This window comes from Melioribacter sp., from assembly GCF_049325435.1.
GTDB classification, from domain to species: domain Bacteria; phylum Bacteroidota; class Ignavibacteria; order Ignavibacteriales; family Melioribacteraceae; genus Melioribacter; species Melioribacter roseus.
In genome coordinates, this window is sequence record NZ_JBMOLD010000005.1 from 1 (window position 1) to 19,675 (window position 19,675).

The window sequence follows — 19,675 nt, forward strand, 5'->3', positions numbered from 1 at the left end:
ACGTAAGGGTCAACAGCTATACTTATATAACCGATTCGATAATAATGGATAATTGCAATATCGGCAGATATTCGAGAATACGACGCGCCATTATCGATAAAAACGTTCACATCCCGGAAGGCACCGAAATCGGGTTCGACCCCGAGGAAGACAAAAAGCGCTTCAAAGTCTCCGAAACCGGCATCGTAATCATACCAAAGAATTACAAATTCTGAGTAATAAGGCAAGGAATAATCCATTCCTTGCCTTGTTATCCTCTTTAGTTTATTTTTCGTCTTATGAAAGAAAACTTACAAAATAAACTCGAAAGTCTGCCCAATTTACCGGGCATCTATCAATTTCTGGATAAAAACGGTAAAGTTATCTACGTAGGCAAAGCGAAGAATCTTCGAAACAGGGTCAGGAGTTATTTCCATAACAATGTCGATTCTCCCAAAACTGCGGCGCTCGTCTCCAAAATAGAAGATATTGAGCTGATTATTACCGATAACGAAATCGAGGCTCTTGTACTCGAAAATAACCTGATTAAACAACTCAAACCGAGATACAACGTTAATCTTAAAGACGACAAATCTTATCCGTATATTAAAATTTCGAATGAACCATTTCCTCAGGTGTACCCTACGCGAAATGTGGTTAACGACGGGTCAAAGTATTTTGGTCCTTATACGGATGTGAAAAGCATGAAGAAATCGCTCAGGCTTATTAATAAAATATTCAAAATACGGAGCTGTAAATTTCATATAACGCAGGAAACAATCGAAAAGAAAAAATACAAATTGTGCCTCGATTATCATATAAAAAAATGCGACGGACCGTGCGAAGGTCTGATTTCCGAAAATGATTACGGGCAACTCGTAAAGCAAGTCATAAAAGTTCTGAAAGGCAAAACCGACGATTTGATCTGCGAACTACAGCAGCAGATGCAGCAAGCCGTTCAAAAATTGGAGTTTGAAAAAGCCGCGGATCTGCGCGACCGCATAGAGCAATTGCAGGTATATTCTTCCAAACAAAAAGTAGTAACTACGGATAAAGAAGACCGAGACATAATTTCCGCCGCTTATGAAGGTAAAGATGCAGCGGCGACGGTATTGAACATCAGGGCTGGTAAGCTTGTCGGCAAACGACAATTAACTCTGACAACTTCGGACGCCGTCTCAAATACGGAAGACCTGAACGATATAAAAACGCTTTACTCCACCATCGTTAAATTTTATTATAACGATTACGTTGAAATACCCAAAGAGATAATATTGGAAGAAGAACCTGACGAGAGCGATACTTTAATTGAGTGGCTGAGCGAAAAAGCCGGTTTTAAATGCCGTTTTATCGTGCCGAAGAAAATGAGCGAGGCAAAGTCGCTATTAATGATGTGCAAACAGAATTCATTGCTTCACCTTAAAGAAATTCAACTGCAAAAGATGAAAAAAGAAGGAAGCGTTCCGTTTGTAATTGCCGCTTTACAAAAAGAATTGGGACTAAAAAATTTACCTCGCAGAATTGAGTGTTTCGACAATTCCAATTTACAGGGCAGCGACCCTGTTGCAAGCATGGTGGTTTTTGTCGACGGGAAGCCAAAAAAAAGTTTATACAGAAAATTTATAATACGAAGCGTTGTAGGCCCCGACGACTTTGCCAGTATGAGAGAAGTAATCGAAAGAAGGTATTCTAAAACTACGGAAGGAAACGAGCCGATGCCCGACTTGATTATGGTCGACGGCGGAAAAGGACAATTGTCGAGCGCGATTGAAGCGCTTGAGAAGTTGGGCGCTAAAAATTATGATATAATCGGACTTGCAAAAAGACTTGAAGAAATTTATTTGCCCGGCGAAAAGGAGCCGCACATAATCGCCAAAACATCGCCCGTTTTGAAATTACTTCAGCATCTCAGAGACGAAGCTCACAGATTTGCAATCACGTTTCATCGCCAGCGCAGAACAAAGCGCACTATTACAACCGAATTACTGAATATTAAAGGCATTGGAAAAAAGTTGGCGGAAAAATTATTGAGCGCAATGACTATTGAGGAAATAAAGCAGGCGGAAATCGAAAAGCTCTCTGAAATAGTGGGACAAGCAAAAGCAAAAATTATCTACGATTATTATCACACCGAGAACGTCGGGAATCAATAACGCTCAGCCGTTCAATACTCTAGTAGATTCTCTTATAATAAGCTCGGTTTCCAATACAACTTTTTCGGGAGGCAACAATACGTTCGATTCAATATTCCTGATTAATATTTCAGCCGCTTTCCTGCCTATTTCATGCTGAGGAGCTCTAATTGTAGTCAACGGTATAGGGTATATACGCGCATAATAAATGTCGTCGTTGCCAACTATCGAAATATCGTCGGGCACTTTTATTCTTAGCTCTTTCAACGCCATAATTACCCCGAGAGCCTGCTGGTCGTTGAAGCAAACAATGGCAGTCGGATACTCTTCTTTCTTCCGGTTCTTAAAATATTCGATTGTTTTACCAAAGCTTTCTTCGAATTGCGAACCTATAGAGACTATCATATCGTCCCTGAAAATCAACGGACTTTCGCTGAATGCTTGTTTGAATCCTTCGATGCGTTCCTGTGTATGTGAAGACTGAGGAGGTCCTGCAAAGTGAACAATTTTAGTATGCCCGCAATCGATCAGATATTTTACGGCTTTTTTTATAGCGTTTTGATTGTCGATAGCGACCACATTAGCCTGAATGCCCTTTACGTCTTCCAAAAGGACGAAGGGATAATTTATCATTTTCAACTTAAAGAGGTGTTCGATTTCGGAACTTCCCTCAACAATCGGGGCAATTATTGCTCCTTTAATATCCTTCGACGAAAACATATGCGAGAATCTGATTTCTGATTCGTGGTCGTTTTCCGAACTGGTAACAACCACGGAATAGCCCTTTGAATTGGCATATTCTTTTACGCCTGAAGCAATCGCCGTATAGAACGGATAATTCAAATCTTTGATTATAATTCCGATAGCCTTATCCTGATTTCCGTTCTTCATATTTCGGGCAACGCCCTTGGGTCTGTAATTAAGCTCTTTCATTATTTGGAGGATGTGGTCGCGCGTCTCGGGTTTAACAGTATTTTTAGCATTTATTACGGCAGAGACAGTGCCCTTGGACACACCCGCTTTCCTGGCAACGTCTACAATAGTAATTTTTTTCATTTAATTTTTCCTGCTTTGGATCTCCCCAAATTAAAACGGTTTAATACCTTTATAAAACATTCAAAAATACTTTTATATCCTTATAAAATCAAATTATTTTTAGCATTAAAATCGGTAAAAAAAGCGATACAAGCATTTTCGGAAAAATTTTAAATAGCCGGACTTATTTTCTGAAGTTTCATTTTTTTATTTTTGCAGGGATAAATTTTAATAAATTCTGGAGGCGCTTGCATGAACAATTTCGTATATCAAAATCCGACAAAAATAATTTTCGGCAAAGAAACTATCGGGAAAATCGGAGAAGAAATAAAAAATCACAATATTAAATCGGTTCTAATTTTATACGGCAAGGGTTCGATCTTTAAAAACGGCGTCTATGATAAAGTCGTTGACTCATTAAAAGCCAACAATATCCAATATATCGAAAAAGGAGGCGTAAAACCGAATCCCGTGCTCAGTTTTGTGCGCGAAACAGTCCGTCTCGTTAAGAGAAATAATATCGAGGCTATATTAGCCGTGGGCGGCGGCAGCGTTATCGATTCGGCAAAAGCAATCGGAGCCGGCGCAGTTTACGACGGAGACATCTGGGATGCGTTCGAAGGCAATGTGAAACTTTCAGATTCCCTTCCGATATTTTCCATTTTAACACTTTCGGCTACAGGTTCGGAAATGAACGGTTATGCTGTCATTACAAATGAAACGGAGAATAAAAAATGGGCTTTTACGGCGGGCTTATCTTCATACCCGAAGGTATCAGTGATTGATCCGACGGTACAATTTACGTTGCCCAAAGAACAAACTGTCTACGGAGCGATCGACGTACTCTCCCACATTTTCGAATTGTATTTCGACGGAACGCCGGAGACCGATTTGCCAGATGAGTTAGCCGAAGGTCTCGTTAGAACGATAATAAAAAGCGTCAAGACATTGATTGACAAACCGGAGGATTATAATGCCCGTGCAAATTTAGCCTGGTCGGCCACCCTGGCATTAAACGGAATAATCGGCGCCGGCAGAAATTACGGCGACTGGGCAACGCATTCAATCGAACATTCGATTTCGGCATTTTACGACGTAGCTCACGGAGCGGGTCTGGCTGTAATTTTCCCCGCCTGGATGTCATATAACATAAATTTGATAAACGATAAATTAATCAGACTCGGAAGGAATGTATTCAGTCATGACATAAATGAAGGCAGCCAAACGATAAAACAACTTGTGGAATTTTATAAGTCGATTGGAGCGCCAGTAAAACTGACAGACTTCGGAATTCAAGAAAACGATCTGAATAAACTTGCAGACAATGCCGCTTTACAAGCTCCCTTAGGCGCCCTTAGAAAATTGGAACGCGACGACATCTATCAAATCTATTCTATAGCTTTCAAAGGCGAATATTAAAAATTATCGGGCTGTCTCCGTCTTAGAAGACAGCCCGATAAATACTATTTGCCGTTCAATAAATCATCTACGGCATTTACAAGAAAGATATACTCGGCGCAGATATCGATTACATATTCGTTTTCACCCCAGAGGAATGGCCAATCTTCTTTGTTCTCAGGGAAATCAGGTTTAAGCATTAACAGGCCCGGCACCACGCCGCCGGCAATAAACGTGTAATCTGCCCTATTGCCTCCATAAGCCACCTTTTTGGAATACACGCCCACGCCCGACACAAAAGAAATGTTAGAGGACGGATGAAGTCCGTAAATATAGCTCAAGCCTCTGAATGTATATTCCGGATTCATAATATCCGGAAAAGCTTTATGAACATGATAATTCGTAATAGCCCAGCTTATTAATTCATGGTTGCCTGCCCACGGACGCCTTCCGATTAATACTCCGTATGGGTTTTCTTTTAAGAATTCGTCGCACTCCGTTTTATATTTTTCTACATAAGGGACTAACCTCTCCTTGAATCGACTGTCGAAATACGGAATCGCTTTAACGGCTCGTTCTATAAAAAGTATACGCGACAAACCGAGAGCGTTCCATATAAGATTTTCAAAGCGTTCTTTATAGTTTTCCTTTTCGGTAGAAATCAACAATTGCAATGCCGCATCGACTTCCCCTCTTATTCTGTAAAGTGCAAATCTGCCGGTGTCCTTTATCTCCCAGCCGGATTCATTGTGTTCTTTAATCCATGCATTCTCTGCTATCGACAAAGCCTCCGAGGCAAGAGAATCGTTGAATCCCTTTAATGCTCTGTAAGCAGCCGCCAATGCCGCCATCGAAGAATAATTCAACGACGGATCTTTCCCGGTAAAAGCCCACCTGTCATCATTGACGCCGCTGTATTTCCCGTCGTTTTCATTGACATCCATCTCCGGATTATAAATCATATTATCTGTCATTGCCGAGGGATCGCCGAGATGATGATACTGATGAAGATTCGGCACTACTATTCCCCTGAATGCATGTCCTACCGATTTATGCTGCGCTACTAGTTGCAACGTGCCGTGTTCGATTTGTTGAAGCAAGTCAGGTTTACCGTCGGGATGATGAATATCCGTATATCTGATTTTTTGATCAATGTATGTTTGGTCCCTGTCGATCTTAAAGTGTTCCCAACTGTCGACAAAACTCATTACTGTTGTGCAATGATGTCCCGTCTGGATATCGAAGTCTCCGGCGTCGAACCAACCTCCGACGTCGAGGCCGGGAATATGTTCTCCTGATTTGTATTTGGTATCGGTGCTCGGACCCATACTATAACCGTCAAAATGAATATGGTTTACCGGAGCCTGACGGGCGTCGTCCCGGCTGGGCAAACCGTGCCATACCCTGTAAGCTTCGTTGACAAACATATGATCCATCTGCACGGGAAACCATACGTCCAGAGTGGCATGCCATGCGGATTTATAGACATCCTCGCTTACAGGGAAAGGCTTGGTCTGAATATCGCCGTACTTAATAGAATATAAGCCGCTTTCTTTTATATCGGAAAAGTCAAACGTAACGTATTTATACCTCAGGAATTCGCCCCAACGTTCTACTTTTCTCTCAAGAACCTTAATCGTATTGCCGTCTTCATCAATTTTAAATAAAGCGGCGGTTTCAAGCGGTTCGTCATTTTTATCCAATTCAATTACGGAAATTTTATTTTGACCGGGATGATATCCCGTCTGAGAATAAGTAATTACCGGCTTGCGTATCCAATCCTTAATTGAATTTGCTTTCAAAAACCATTGTAATACCACTCCCTTTTTTCCGGCCGGTAATAAGGATCTTACAACATACCAACCGTTCTGAGCCAGGTTTCTGCCGTCATACAGCATCAGATTTCCGGTTAACGATTTAATTGTTACAAGACGTTCGGGGTCTTCCGGCGCCAGAGTTAAAACCTTACCTTCTACTATCGGAAGCGGATTAATAAATTCTCCGCGACCTTTATCGTCAAAAGTTGAATGACCTGCAAACTGAGGAATCTTTTCTTCAACCGGTCGGGTTTCAACAGGACCTGTCGGGTACAAAGGAAATATACCCGGTTTTCCGTCGATCAAATAGGTCTTTTCAAAATAAGCCGACGGCAAAAATTCCATATTGAAGCCCGCATGCCCTTCCAATTTTTCGGGCAGAGGTTCGTCAAGTATTACTTGTATTATCGCGCCGTCTTCATATGCCTCAACTTTTACTCTGGAATTAAAATCGAATTCGTTATAACGCAGCAATACCTCTATCGAATTATTCTCCCTGTCAACTTTTCTCTCAACCACCATAGGTATCTGATCCCATTGTTCCGGTGTGGGCTGAAGACGGACTCCTCCGCCGGTCGCAGTGCGAACATCGTGATGAATCAATTCAATACCTGCGGTTTTTTCGTCAAAGAAGTAACCGGTATATTGATTGCTGAACACCAGCAAATTAACGCCGCGTGTTTCAAAATACTCCTTTTCATTGATTTTCAATTCCTGCGCCGATAACGGATAGCGACTTAATATTAGAATCATTAAAAGAATACTTAATTTTTTCATGATACCTCCCCTATATTGATTTATTTACGACGAGCTGCATTCCAAGTAATTACCGTAATTACGGAATAAAAAAACAAGCCGACGAAAAAAGAGAACGTAAATCCTAACGTCATCGAAAAAATAACGGCGAGAACCGAACCAGCGACCGACATAAGACCGTTGACGCCGTATAACCATGGGATATATTTTTCCAGTTTATGCTCTTTTAACAAATTAATTCCTGCGGGAAACGGGACGCCGAGCATAAAAGCCAGAGGCAATAAAAGCATAAATATAATAAAGGCTCGGAACGCGAGATTTAATTCAACCACTCCATCGAGTATCAACGGGTAAGTCGTGAATAGAATAATTCCATAGATAACAATGAAAAGAGTAATAATTCTCAAACGTCCGTAAAATTTCACTTTGATTATTTTTTTGCTGTAAAAGCTGCCCATACCCATTCCTATCAACAAAGACGAAAGCAGCACAGAGAGCGAAACAGTAGGTATGCCCAGATAGAGAATTAATTTTTGAAAAAGAGCAATCTCCATTATCATAAAACCGGCGCCGATACAAACAAACAACAGCAATGTAAAAAAGAGTTCTTTCCTATCTATTTTCTCTTTTTTAATTCGCTTTACATTAAAAGCGGGAATTGCAACTACTAATAATCCGATTATAACAATCGCAATAAACAGTTTTAACAAATCATCCGGCACGCCTCGACTTACCTTATAGAAGAACGGACTGTCGTCTCTCACGGGAGATATGTAGTACTTATCTTTTTTGATCAACTCTTCGATCGATTCGATATTTTCATAGACTGTTGATAAGAATAAATTTTCCGGCGACTTATCCAGTTCATTCCAACTGAACGGTAAATAGGTAACCTGCGGTAAACTTTTCGGAATTTTTCTCAGCGTATTTTTAATGTTGCTTATATCATTCTGGGAGAAAGCCGTTTTCTTAATTACAAGAGTAGGAGCGTAATCCTGTCCGATAACAATAAAATGATTCAAAGCGTCCCGGTTATTTATTCCCGATTCGTCGAACGCATAGATCGCTGTAACCAATAATCGAATTAATTCCCATCTGTTATGGACTGTAAATATCAATCTGCCGTTTTGCGTCAGCCTGTTCAAATAATCTTTAATAGCCTCAACGGTGAGCAAATAATTTTCGTTTGACGCTATGTTGTCGATGTTTTGCAATTGTTCCGTCGATGGCAACGCCATTACAATCAGGTCAAAATATTTATTTGCGCGTTTGATGTAGTTGCGCCCTTCGTCTATCAGTATATTTACATTCGAAAAATCCGTATAAATGCCGCCGTTGAACTCTTTTTGTTCTTTAACGATTCGCACAAAATCGGAATTTACTTCCACACCGTAAATTTCTTTCACTCCCTCAATCAAGCCCACTAAAATTTCTTTGCCTCCGCCCGGTCCGATAACCAGCATTCTGTTTTTTTCATTTTCATTAAGTAATAAAAATGGAATGGAAGTAGAGTGCTGAATTAATAACCTGCCCAGCATACTGCCGGGATTTTTAACGTCCCCGCCGAATCGATACATTTGCGAACCGGCCGACCCGTCAATGAAAAGTTGCTTAACCATGTCCTGATTCTTATACTTCACCAGATCCGAGCGCCCGTTAATACTCCATCGGCTCTCCTCAATCTCTGAAATTTCTTTGGCGTCCGGATAAACGTAATAGAAATCTTTTTCGGGATAATAACCGATCGGAATTTCTCCGATCAATTCATCATCCCCCTTTACGAGTAGAAACCCCATCGATAAAAACATTAGGGAATAAATTAACAGCCTTACCGAACGACGCAATCCGATTGAGAAGGAGTAAATTACGATCGTCAATAACAATAACGAAACAAACAAGACTCCGTTAACGGCGCCGAGATTATTCAGAATCGGAATTGACGCTACGGCTCCGATTGCCGCCCCGGAAAGATCGGACGCATATAAACGGAATCCGTCGAAAGAGAACACTTTATAAATCTGCGAGTATAATATGCCGGCGGTAAAAAACGGTATGGTTTGCAGCGAAAAATAAACATACGGATTTGTAATTTTGAAGAGAACGATCGATAAGATAAAGATTATTAAAGAAACGCTCAAAGCAACGATATACTTTTTCAACACTATGATAATTTCATCAGATTCGATAGCCTTAACTCTATAATGCGCATATATACTTCCCAGCCCTATTCCCAATATTGCCAACGACAGGATTAAAAAGGCATAGTTACTAACGAATATTACCGACGATATGCGAGTCGATATTATTTCAAAACTAATTATCGCAAGAGACAGGGTCAATAAAATCAGGTAAATTCTTTTAACACTCATATTTTCGCGTTTTGTGAAGCGTTTTGTTTTTTTAATTTTTTTCCTATCTCGGTTTTCAATTGTATTGCATCTTTGTCGCCGGGAACGAGAGCCAAACTTCTGTTAAGATAAACATTAGCCGAATCGAGCTCGTTGTTTTTATAAAATGCATATGCCAAATTATACAATAATCCCGCGTCGTCGGGAGCCGACAGATAAGCCTGCCTAAGATATTTGATAGCGTTGCGGTAATTGCCGATATATAAAGCCATCAATCCGTTTCTACGCGGAGTGTAATCATTGAGATTAATTTTATTTTGAGCATAAAAAAATCTCAAAGCTCCGTCGAGGTCCTTAAGAACGGGATACTGATAAATGATGACGTCCATATACTTCAGATAATTTTTTATTTCGTCTCTTCTCAGATGATAAGTAGCGGCTATCAGATGCGCGTCGACCCAGGATACTTTGTTTTCGATTCTGGCCGCGGCAAGCGAATCGATAAAATCTTTGGGATTCAGTATATTCATAAAATCCGATTGATTAAATTTATTTCTTCGCTTTTCGGCAAAAGGCCAATCGGATTTCAGTAATTTTACGTAATAGACGCCCAGCGTCGAATCCAAACGCGTAAATACAAAATTCGCCACTGTTATGCTGTCCTGCTTTTCATAAGGTATCTTCCCTCTTTCGATCGGAGGCAGGTAACCGAATTTATGCATGTAATCGTAATACGACTTACCCATCAGTTGATAACCCTGTAAGTTGGGATGTAAATGGTCAACCATCAGATTGTCCCCGACTATGCCGGAAGGGCTAGCGGCGTTAAATATAGAATCCAGAGGAACTACAGGAGCTCCGTATTTATATCCCAATTCTTCTATTATACTATTCATTGCCTGGGGGGCTCGAAATCTGAGAGCGTCCAAATCTTTAGCCAGTACAAACAGCGAATCTGCTTTTTTCAAATTCCCTTTATTCAGTTCCCTCACGGCATTTTCATATGCCTCAATTGCCGTAATGTAATCCCGAGTTTCGACCGAGGCAAAAGGTTTTTGATCCTTCAGATTGCAAACGAGCTTTCCTAAAATGACCGGCGTTCCCCTTTCTTTAGAAACCCTTAAAATTTCATCCATATTTTCTCTGAATTGTTGAACGCCTTCTGCGAACTCCTCCGAGTTAACAGGAATTAATTTATCTTGGGCAATTTCCGACATAAGCGTGCCGTGCGATTTAATATTTTCACCAGTAAAGAGAGAAGCTATTGAATTAATTGCGTCTCTGGTCAATTGTGTAATTTTATATTTGTTTAAATACAACATCAACTTTATCAAAGCGCGCGATGTTCCGTACGACTCCACCGAACCGACTCCGAGAGCGCCATAATATTCATTGTGACCGGCATAAATCAAAATCAAATCCGGCTCTTTTTCCAACACGCCCGGAAGCAAATCCAAAATCGTGTACGAATTAACCGCTGTCATAGCGACATTCACAATCTCGATATTCGATTCGGGATAAACGAGTTCCAATCTTTTACGTATATACCTTGAAAATGCGCCCATCGGATTAAAAGGATATCCCTGAGCGCTGCTTCCGCCGAGAACAAATACTCTGAAAGCATTCGGCTTTTTATGAAGGTCGAACATATCCTCTATAGTATTGGGCGTAAAATTCCCGCTTGGGAAATATCGCCTTCCTACTTCAGGATTTATAATTAGTTTGCCGTTACCCGCATCGACCCATTGTTCGGTATTATAACCGTAGTCGGTTGCTCTGAGTAATAATTCCAACAACGTTATAAAAATTACCGGCGCTAATACCAGAACTACATAAAACCATTTTGGATATTTACGAGACGATGTTTTCAATATTTCATTTATCTCTTTTACGGAAAGATTATATTTTTTAGACAGTTGTTCAGGCGTGCGCTTTTTACCGTCTGCGAGAATCTTTTTTCTGATGTCTTTATTTCCGTTCAAAATAATCTCAGATTAAATTAATACCTTATTAAGTCGATATTTTCGTATTAAATATCAACCGAAACAACATCTTTCTTCAGTATTACAAAGCGCTTTATTGGACATTACAATTATGAAACGCCCTCTATAAGTTTTTTAAGCGTTTCTTCGTTGATAACAGGTTTATACTTTTTTATTAAATATTCTTCGATTTCTATTTTTATCTTTTCCCTGTGGTAATTTTTATAATCCTCAATAACGGAATCTTTAGCTTCTTCAAAGCTCAGTTGTTTTTCCGGACTTATTTTAAAACACTTTATTACGGCATAGCTTTTATTATCATAATCCTCGAATTCGATTGGTTCGGCGACCTCAGATTCGTTCAGAGCAAAAGCAATATTTCCAAAGACCGGTTTTTCGTCTTTCCCGAATGACTTGATTTCCCCGTTGCGATCTTTTATGTATGTTTTGACTAAATATCTCCCCTTCACTTTTTCAAAAGGAACGCCGCTCTTTATCTTTCCGTATGCGCTATCCGCCTCTTCTTTCGTAGGAAAAACCATTACAAATATATTTCTTTTTTCAAGCTGATAGTATAAATCGTTTTTATGTTCGAGATAGAAACTATAAATCGCATCTTCCGTTGCAGGCGGAATTTTTGATTCTATGACCGCCAGATTGTAGAGGCGAACCAATTGATTTTTCAGCGCAATATCATCCGTAAATGCGTTGAAAATATTTTTCTTTAGATTCAGAGCCTCGGCTTTTTTTACAATTATCTCCGTTCGCAACGCTTCCGTCAAAAAATCCTTTAACGCTTCGGTCGTAATATTTTCCCCGTCTTTCAGAATCAATATATTATCCAGAAGATAGATTAGTTTTTTGTAGTCTACTTTTCCCCCGTCATAAGTTAAAATAATTTTGTTATTCCCCTTATTAATTTCTTCCGATATTAATTGCGAATATTTGTCTTTATAGAAATCCTGTATTTTAGACCATTTAACAATTTGTTCCAGCGCCGCATTATTCCATGACAACTTACTTTCGTCGATAGTTTTCTTCATATCGTTTTCAAATTCCTCGTAAGCTGGCGTATAAAATATATTTTTCAGGTATGTTTTAATTTCATGTTTTACCGACTCAAAAGGCTTAACTCTCACGGGTAGAATATCAACAACTTCAACAATTTTGATTGCGGTCGGAGCGTTCAATATTCTTATATCGCCCTTATTCAATTTAAATACAATATTCGCGACCGGATCCAAAAGCGCCTGTTTCCAATCGACAGGCGGCATAACGCCGTTATTATTCGCTGAATATTTTTTTACAAGTTCGCTAAAATCGCGTCCGTTTTCAATTTCCGATTTTATTTCCAATGCTTTTTGTTCGAGCGAATCGAGTTGCTCCCTCGTTATGTCCTTATCTTTAACCAACTCAATCTGTCTGCAGACGATTTTTCTGTCCATCATACCGTAAACATTTTTCGCCGCCTCTTCCGATGTATATTTACCCAGATATTGAGACTTGAAATATTCCGCCACAAGTTCTTCGTTAATAATACGACTGATGCTTTTGATTAACCCGGTATTCGTATCCAATCCTCTCTCAAAGAAGTCCATTCTTTTAAACTGATTAACGAGCATATCGCGAAGGGCATTGCGATAAATATCTTCTCTGTTACGATATCTCTTATTATACAGCCAGTCAACCACGTACTTATTTAACTCGCCCGCCGTAACGGAATATTCGCCGGCATATCTGGCAACAACCGAGGTATCTTGTTGCGTCGAATGAGCGAATGAATTGGCGCTCAGTATTAAAAACCCAGATACAAATAGAAATAATAATCGGAAATGTTTCATAAAACTTTCTCCCGTTCAGGAAAAGATGTGAACGTTTGATATAAACTTAGCATCAATTTTATTGTATTAAATTAATCCGCTTTGAATAAAAATAAAACCCCGATAATTGGATTATCGGGGTTTTACATTAAATAACTGCGTCGCTATTTGATAAGCATCATTTTCTTGGATACTTTATAATTGTCGCTCTGCAAAGTATAGATATAGACTCCGCTTGCAAGATTGGAAGCGTCAAATGTGACCTGATATTTTTGCGCCGTTTTGAAACCATCCACAAGCGTAGCCACTTCCTGACCCAAGGCGTTATATACTTTTAACGTAACGTTGCCCGGCTCCGGCAGTGTAAATGTAATTACAGTTGTCGGGTTAAACGGATTCGGGTAATTTTGCGACAAATCAAATTGGGTCGGAACTCCGCCAAGTTCTTTAACGGCGGTAACAGTGTGTCCGTTTTCGAGAGCTTCCACTAAATCGCCAAAATACTTATCGTGATTGGCGAGGAAAGTAGCTTTTGCATCGGGGAACCAGTTCAAGTCGCCAACAGGCAATCCGTCCGTACCGCCGACTTTCAAGTCTTCATCGCTGTACGACAAGTCGATAGGAATCGGCCAATCTGAGTAAATGAAGTTTTCGCTACCTAGACTGTTTACTCTCCAATACGGCATAACTGCAGTACTGGTAGTATCGATAGTAGCGAGGCTGAATTCTTTAAGAACGTCTACCTGGTCAGTTAAGAGGTCGGCTGTATTGGCAAAGTTAGGTAATTTTTCGTACCAAACGCCTTCCGTCAGATAAGGATAATTTGTATCATCGTCAAAAAGCGATTTGGTGCGTTCGTTCATTTTCATCGCCTGATTCATCCAGGTTGTAAATCCGTTCACCGCCATGTTGTTTGCTTCAGCTGCCAGGTCAGTCAGTCTGGAATCCCAATAGACCAAATTGGCTTCAACCAGCCATTTTCTGTCGACCTGCTCCATGCTTTCAGGCAAAACGGCAACGTCGATTATACCCTGCGGCAAACCGTCAATTGCCTGCTCGGAAATATCTTCCGTCATATTGGGTCTGAACGGCTGTACGTTACTGTTAACAAAAATGTTGTTTGTTATTATGCTGTTGCTTTGAACGCCCTGTGTTTCGAATATAACATTCGAGCAGTTAATGAAATTATTGTGGTTTACATAGATAAATTTAATCGGGTAATTTCTGAATTTGTAGATGTACCCTTGAGCCATAACGTGCGTATTGTTTTCAACGTAGATTGTATCCGTATTATTGTCTACGTTATCGTATACGCCGCCGTTGCGACGGCAAGCGCGACCGCTCATGTTTACAAAATAGTTGTCTTTAAAAAACAGTCTGTTGCCTGAATGCGCATTTGACTGGACAAATACCCACCAGTTATGCTCCATCATGTTATTTTGAAAAACAATTTTACGGTCGGCTGCGCCGGAATTGAAGAACGCCCAGCCGTAAGTGCCGTCGGGAGCTCCGCAAATAATACTTGTGTTTTTCACCGTTAAATCATGGCTCCAGGTTATGCCGCCGGCGCTTGAGCCTCCCTCGTCTGAATAACCCGAAATAATAGGCGGAGCCGCCTGTCTTTGTACCAGTATATCATCGTCGGCGCCGACAATTACTGTCGGTCTGTCTGCGGGAGTTGTAAGTGTAGCTGACATAGGATACCAACCGGCGGTTTTCAATTCGTATACTCTGCCGGCGGGGGCGTCGGTATCCGCAGCAATGGCGTTACTCAATGAGTTAGCTTCGCCCATATCGTAATAGTCTTTGATTACAAGAGTGTCGCCTCTAATCTCATCTACATAATCCATAAGCCCCTGAGCGAAAGACGACGAGAAAGAGAGCAGCAACAGTGTTAAGAAAAAGGAAAATAATTTCTTCATAGCGTGCCTCCTAAATAATTAGTTAAATGATATAAATAACACATCCCCATGGTATTCAGTTTTTTAACCGAACAGCATTCGGATACATTAGAGAGTGTATCTCAAGTTAAGTTCGAATACCCTTGGCGAATATAACGTGGACGCCTCATTATCAATAATCGGACCGTCCACTGTCCTGCGGAATTTCCTGTAATTCTTAACTGGATTGTGGAAAATGTTTATGCCGCTCAATGATATGCTTAAGCCTTCAACGGGCAGTTGCTGTTTAATGGTAAAATCCCATTTGTAGATATTGCCAGTGAATGTGTCTTCTTCGGGTCTCTGCCCTACGGACGTAATTACGTTACCCTGCATATTGAAAGAAAGACGAGCTGAAAATCCTTTGTAGTCAATACCCAGAGCGATGTTCAATATATCGTCTCCCTGATTAATCAAACGCGCGGTTCTTATAGTGTCGGTAGTAATATATTTTTCCCTGAATTTCCTTCTTCCCGTTATCGGATCGATATATTCTTCACGCTCAACCTGATTAATCAATTGTTGATAGTCCATTTCCGACCATACTCTGGTATAGTTTATATTCAATACAAGCGCATTGAGCGGCTCGGGCAAATACCAGAAGTTCGTTTGCCAATCGAATTCAAGTCCCTTTATGATAGCCGGAGACGGATTGTTTATGTAAGTGTCGATTTTATCCGACCGGGCAGGCGGGGTAATACCCTGCGATACCCAGAATGCGGAATCCGGAAAACTGACGCCGTAATACGAAAGATTTTGATAAAAGATCGTTGTCTGGAAAAATACATTATCAATTTCTTTGTAGAATCCTCCGACCGTAAACAGGCCTATTTCGTTGTTGTAGAACGACATATAAAGGTCGTAATTTGTGGATACTGCAGGTTTCAAATACGGGTTACCCGCACGGTTGGTTAGACCCGGCGAGAAGTAGACGTTAGGAAGAATAGCTCTGAAATCCGGACGCGCAATTGTCTTGGAATAAGCAAGTCGTACGTCAGCCCAATCTGTAAATTTATAACGAATCTGAGCGTTCGGGAAAAAGTTGTTATCGTCCCTGTCAACCGTATTCAAAGTATCGAGTATTCTCCCGTTACCGTCGACGGGGTGTGTGACGTAAAAATTAGTCGCATTGTATTTCATGTTATAATATTCATAACGACCGCCCAATATCATAGAAAGTTTTGTGCCCAGATTAAAAGTGCCCATTAAATATCCCGCCGTAAAAATCTCCGCGCCGTTGAAATCTTCCGATACCGTTCCGTCTTTATGAACCGCCTGTCCCCAACCGGACCGGGCTCGTGTATAAAAGTCGTCGAGCATGCCGATATTGAATGCATAATTGTACGGATGCTCTCCGTTCAGGAAGTACTTGCCCCTTGTATAATCTTTATTTTGGACGTCCGTAAAAAGCAGCTGATTTTGATTGCTCAGAGTTTTACCGGGAATAAAATCTCTTACATTAGAATAGAAATCTTCGTCGCCGGTTCTCTTATACCAGCGATTTAAGTCGTTGGAACGCGTGGTTCTTTTAAATTTACCGCCGACTTTGAATGTCGAGGAAAAATCCGACGTAAACGAAACAGGTATTGTAAAATCGAGCTGCGAATTATAGATATGTTGTTTGAACGCCACCTCGCGAATTACCGCCCAGTCAGAGATATCCGCGCCCTGATAGTCGGCGGGGTCAATTTCTATATTAAGAATTTCCGCGGGCGTAATCGTATTCCTCAAATTTGAATAAGAAATCCTGTTGCCGTTGGCGTCGTAGCCAAAAGGAGCGCCTGCCGCATTTGCAAAGTTAGTATTATCGCCCGGGTCTCCGTACCTGATGTCGGTATTGCGGTCGCTATACGAGTGAGATAATGTCAACTCTCCTTTTATATCCCCGAAGTTGTATTCCATCTGGAATGCATTAGCCAGCAATGTCCTTTTGTATTTATCGCGGTTCAAAGAATAAATTACCCTGTTGTTTTGCAAATCCAGCTGTGTATTGTGAGTTGCATTATCGTTTATTCCTTTAGATATCGTATTTTGAAGCAGTATTTTGCCATCGGGTAATTTATAATCAAGTATTATACTTCCTCCGTATGTGGAAGTAATATTTTGTTGATCTTGATAATTAAAAGTATTCAGTCGGTAAGGTGATTCTCCGTACGGCAAGAATTCGTATCTTTCATACGAAGCCGAAATCTGATCTAAACCGTCGTCAAATCTGTCGGCGTTCCCCTGAATAAAAACGCCGAGTTTATCGTCGAAATATCTGTTGCTTACGCTGGCCCAGAATCTGTAATTATCGTAAGTACGGTCCTGATGATTCAAACTTCCTTGCGAAAGCATATCGAAGTGAAAACCGGAAGGAGCTTCGCGCAGTCTTAAATTAACAACGCCGCCGATTGCATTTGCGTCCATATCCGGAGTGACAACTTTAACTACTTCAATGCCTGAGAGCATGTTGGCGGAAATAAAACCGAGATTTGTAGCGCGCGTGTTGACGTCGGTAGACGGAAGTTGAATTCCGTTAATTAGTATCAAATTTTGTTTTGCCTGAACGCCTCTGATCACCACCTGGTCGCCGTTCATTAGCGAAAGCCCCGGCAGTCTGCTCAAAGCGGTAGCTGCGTCTGCGTCAGGCAGTTCGTGAATTTTTTCTGCGGATACGACATTCTTAATCGTATTGGCAGTCAATTGCTGGTTGATTGCGGCTTTTTGACCTTGCGCCTGAGCTGTAATTATAATTTCCTGCCCTTCGATTGCCTGAGTAGCCAGAGCTACATCAAGCTGAACGGTTCTGTTTGGTAGTACATCAACCGTAAATTCTTTTGTCACATAACCGATATATCGCACCGCTACTTTGTAAGTTCCGGGCTCGATTTGCGCAATTACATATTTGCCTTCTAAATCTGTTGCCGCTCCCAAACTTGTTCCGACCAATAGAACATTTGCGCCAACTAAAGGTTCGTTTGTAGTAGAGTCGATTACAGTCCCTGCTATACGACCTTTACCCTGGGCATGAATCAAAGTTACGGAAATTACTGACAGAAGGATGGTTAATAGAAATTTAGAAATGATCTTCATAACACTCCCCGCTTTTATTTAATTATTTATGGGATAGAGCCCCATTTATTAATAATTTCAATCGGTGTTACTCAGAGTAATCATTGCCCTTAAACGCCCTATAATTTTGAAGCCGAGTCAAATTTAACCAATATTTAATTGTTACAATATTTATTGTACCGTTTCAATATTATGGAAATTAGTTCAAGATGTCAAGGATTTTTTATCAAAATAAGAAAAGAAACTACTTAACTGTTTAAGTAGAATTAATCCCTCATTTAATCAAAAATTTACAGTGGTTTCCAAGTATGAAATTCTTCAAATCCGCTAATCTACAGTGAATCTGTATACTGTAGTCGATTTGAATGTAACTCCCGCAGGCAATATTGCCTGCGGAAAATTCTTTTTGTTGGGCGAGTCGGGGAAGAATTGTGTTTCTAAACATAAGCCGGTTCTGAAATTCATGGGCGTTCCTTTTTTACCTTGCGCTTCAGGATTAAGATGGTTGCCCGAATAGAATTGTAATCCCGGCATATCGGTCATCACTTCCATTTTTCTGCCGCTCTCCGAATCGATTAAAAGAGCGGCCGATTTCAAACTTCCGTCATAACCGTTCAATACCCAGCTGTGATCGTAGCCTTTTCCTATTTTTAATTGAGGATGGTCGGCATTAATATCTTTTCCGATTTCTTTGATTTGCCTGAAATCGAACGGCGTATTTTCCACGGGTGCAATTTCTCCTGTCGTAATCGATTCTTCGTCTACGGGCGTGTAATTCTCGGCATTTATCATTAACAAATGATTTTCAATTTTTTTGGCAAAGTCGCCGCTCAAATTAAAATACGAGTGATGCGTCGGATTGAAAAGCGTTGTTTTATCTGAAATTCCTTCGTAAGTAATTATAAGTTCGTCGTTTTCCGTAAGTGTATAAGTAACCGTTACTTTCAAATTACCCGGGTAACCGGCTTCGCCGTCTTTGCTTAAATATGTAAGCTTTATGCTTTTACCTTTGTTAGATTCAACCGGTTCTGCATTCCATATTTTTTTAAAAAACCCCTCGCTTCCGCCGTGAAGGTGATTTTTTCCTTCGTTTTGCTCCAGCTGATATACAATTCCGTCGAGTTCAAACTTGCCGCCTTTAATCCTGTTAGCATACCTTCCCGCTACCGCGCCTTGAAATGTTTTATCATTTAAATACCCTTCCAAAGTATCGTAACCCAGTACAATATCATCGAACCGATTATTTCTGTCCTTCACAATAATATTTTTTACAATCGCGCCGTAATTAATTATGTTTATCTGCGCTCCGTTGCCGTTTGATAATTTATATTCTTTTATCTCGCTGCCGTCGTTCAAAATACCAAAAAATTTTTCGCCGTCCATTATATTCCTTAGTTGATTTTTAATAAAAAAA

Annotated in this window: 10 protein-coding genes and 1 pseudogene; 3 read left to right on the top strand and 8 right to left on the bottom strand. The window is 40.5% G+C overall.

Annotation, left to right across the window (positions count from 1 at the left end; all coding sequences use genetic code 11):
- Together ACOYVE_RS04015 and uvrC are read left to right on the top strand one after the other, a co-directional pair.
- A pseudogene (locus ACOYVE_RS04015) lies at positions 1-215 on the top strand (glucose-1-phosphate adenylyltransferase); the annotation flags it as partial.
- Positions 216-278: 63 nt separating this feature from the next.
- Positions 279-2,132, top strand: a complete 1,854-nt coding sequence (uvrC, locus tag ACOYVE_RS04020) for an excinuclease ABC subunit UvrC (protein WP_422880914.1) — start codon at positions 279-281, stop codon at positions 2,130-2,132.
- Positions 2,133-2,135: 3 nt separating this feature from the next.
- On the opposite strand, the gene ACOYVE_RS04025 is transcribed toward uvrC, so the two are convergent.
- Positions 2,136-3,167, bottom strand: a complete 1,032-nt coding sequence (locus ACOYVE_RS04025) for a LacI family DNA-binding transcriptional regulator (protein WP_014857495.1) — start codon at positions 3,165-3,167, stop codon at positions 2,136-2,138.
- Between the two features lie 231 nt (positions 3,168-3,398).
- On the opposite strand from ACOYVE_RS04025, the gene ACOYVE_RS04030 reads away from it, so the two are divergent.
- Positions 3,399-4,565: an iron-containing alcohol dehydrogenase gene (locus ACOYVE_RS04030; RefSeq protein ID WP_014857496.1), complete on the top strand. Its 1,167-nt coding sequence runs from the start codon at positions 3,399-3,401 to the stop codon at positions 4,563-4,565.
- 44 nt (positions 4,566-4,609) lie between these two features.
- Here the strand turns inward: ACOYVE_RS04030 and ACOYVE_RS04035 are convergent, their stop codons facing one another.
- The 7 genes from ACOYVE_RS04035 to ACOYVE_RS04065 form a co-directional block, all read right to left on the bottom strand.
- On the bottom strand, positions 4,610-7,138 hold the full coding sequence (locus tag ACOYVE_RS04035) for a glycoside hydrolase family 9 protein (RefSeq protein WP_014857497.1): 2,529 nt from the start codon (positions 7,136-7,138) through the stop codon (positions 4,610-4,612).
- A 20-nt stretch (positions 7,139-7,158) separates the two neighbouring features.
- Complete coding sequence (locus tag ACOYVE_RS04040; protein ID WP_422880917.1) at positions 7,159-9,486, bottom strand: hypothetical protein; 2,328 nt, start codon at positions 9,484-9,486, stop codon at positions 7,159-7,161.
- Positions 9,483-11,447 (bottom strand): GDSL-type esterase/lipase family protein, encoded by a 1,965-nt coding sequence (locus ACOYVE_RS04045; protein ID WP_422880919.1) that lies wholly within the window; start codon positions 11,445-11,447, stop codon positions 9,483-9,485. Before ACOYVE_RS04045 ends, ACOYVE_RS04040 begins: the two co-directional genes overlap by 4 nt.
- A 110-nt stretch (positions 11,448-11,557) precedes the next feature.
- Positions 11,558-13,288 (bottom strand): peptidylprolyl isomerase, encoded by a 1,731-nt coding sequence (locus ACOYVE_RS04050; protein WP_422880921.1) that lies wholly within the window; start codon positions 13,286-13,288, stop codon positions 11,558-11,560.
- A gap of 143 nt (positions 13,289-13,431) precedes the next feature.
- Complete coding sequence (locus ACOYVE_RS04055; protein WP_014857501.1) at positions 13,432-15,189, bottom strand: T9SS type A sorting domain-containing protein; 1,758 nt, start codon at positions 15,187-15,189, stop codon at positions 13,432-13,434.
- Positions 15,190-15,276: 87 nt separating this feature from the next.
- The gene (locus tag ACOYVE_RS04060; RefSeq protein ID WP_422880924.1) at positions 15,277-18,282 is read right to left on the bottom strand and encodes a TonB-dependent receptor; all 3,006 of its coding nucleotides are present in this window, start codon (positions 18,280-18,282) and stop codon (positions 15,277-15,279) included.
- A gap of 306 nt (positions 18,283-18,588) precedes the next feature.
- Complete coding sequence (locus ACOYVE_RS04065; RefSeq protein ID WP_422880926.1) at positions 18,589-19,644, bottom strand: aldose epimerase family protein; 1,056 nt, start codon at positions 19,642-19,644, stop codon at positions 18,589-18,591.
- Positions 19,645-19,675: the final 31 nt, after the last annotated feature.

Coding starts and splice junctions, on each gene's coding strand:
- uvrC (WP_422880914.1), top strand. CDS start 279: ATGAAAGAAAACTTACAAAATAAACTCGAAAGTCTGCCCAATTTACCG.
- ACOYVE_RS04025 (WP_014857495.1), bottom strand. CDS start 3,167: ATGAAAAAAATTACTATTGTAGACGTTGCCAGGAAAGCGGGTGTGTCC.
- ACOYVE_RS04030 (WP_014857496.1), top strand. CDS start 3,399: ATGAACAATTTCGTATATCAAAATCCGACAAAAATAATTTTCGGCAAA.
- ACOYVE_RS04035 (WP_014857497.1), bottom strand. CDS start 7,138: ATGAAAAAATTAAGTATTCTTTTAATGATTCTAATATTAAGTCGCTAT.
- ACOYVE_RS04040 (WP_422880917.1), bottom strand. CDS start 9,486: ATGAGTGTTAAAAGAATTTACCTGATTTTATTGACCCTGTCTCTTGCG.
- ACOYVE_RS04050 (WP_422880921.1), bottom strand. CDS start 13,288: ATGAAACATTTCCGATTATTATTTCTATTTGTATCTGGGTTTTTAATA.
- ACOYVE_RS04055 (WP_014857501.1), bottom strand. CDS start 15,189: ATGAAGAAATTATTTTCCTTTTTCTTAACACTGTTGCTGCTCTCTTTC.
- ACOYVE_RS04060 (WP_422880924.1), bottom strand. CDS start 18,282: ATGAAGATCATTTCTAAATTTCTATTAACCATCCTTCTGTCAGTAATT.
- ACOYVE_RS04065 (WP_422880926.1), bottom strand. CDS start 19,644: ATGGACGGCGAAAAATTTTTTGGTATTTTGAACGACGGCAGCGAGATA.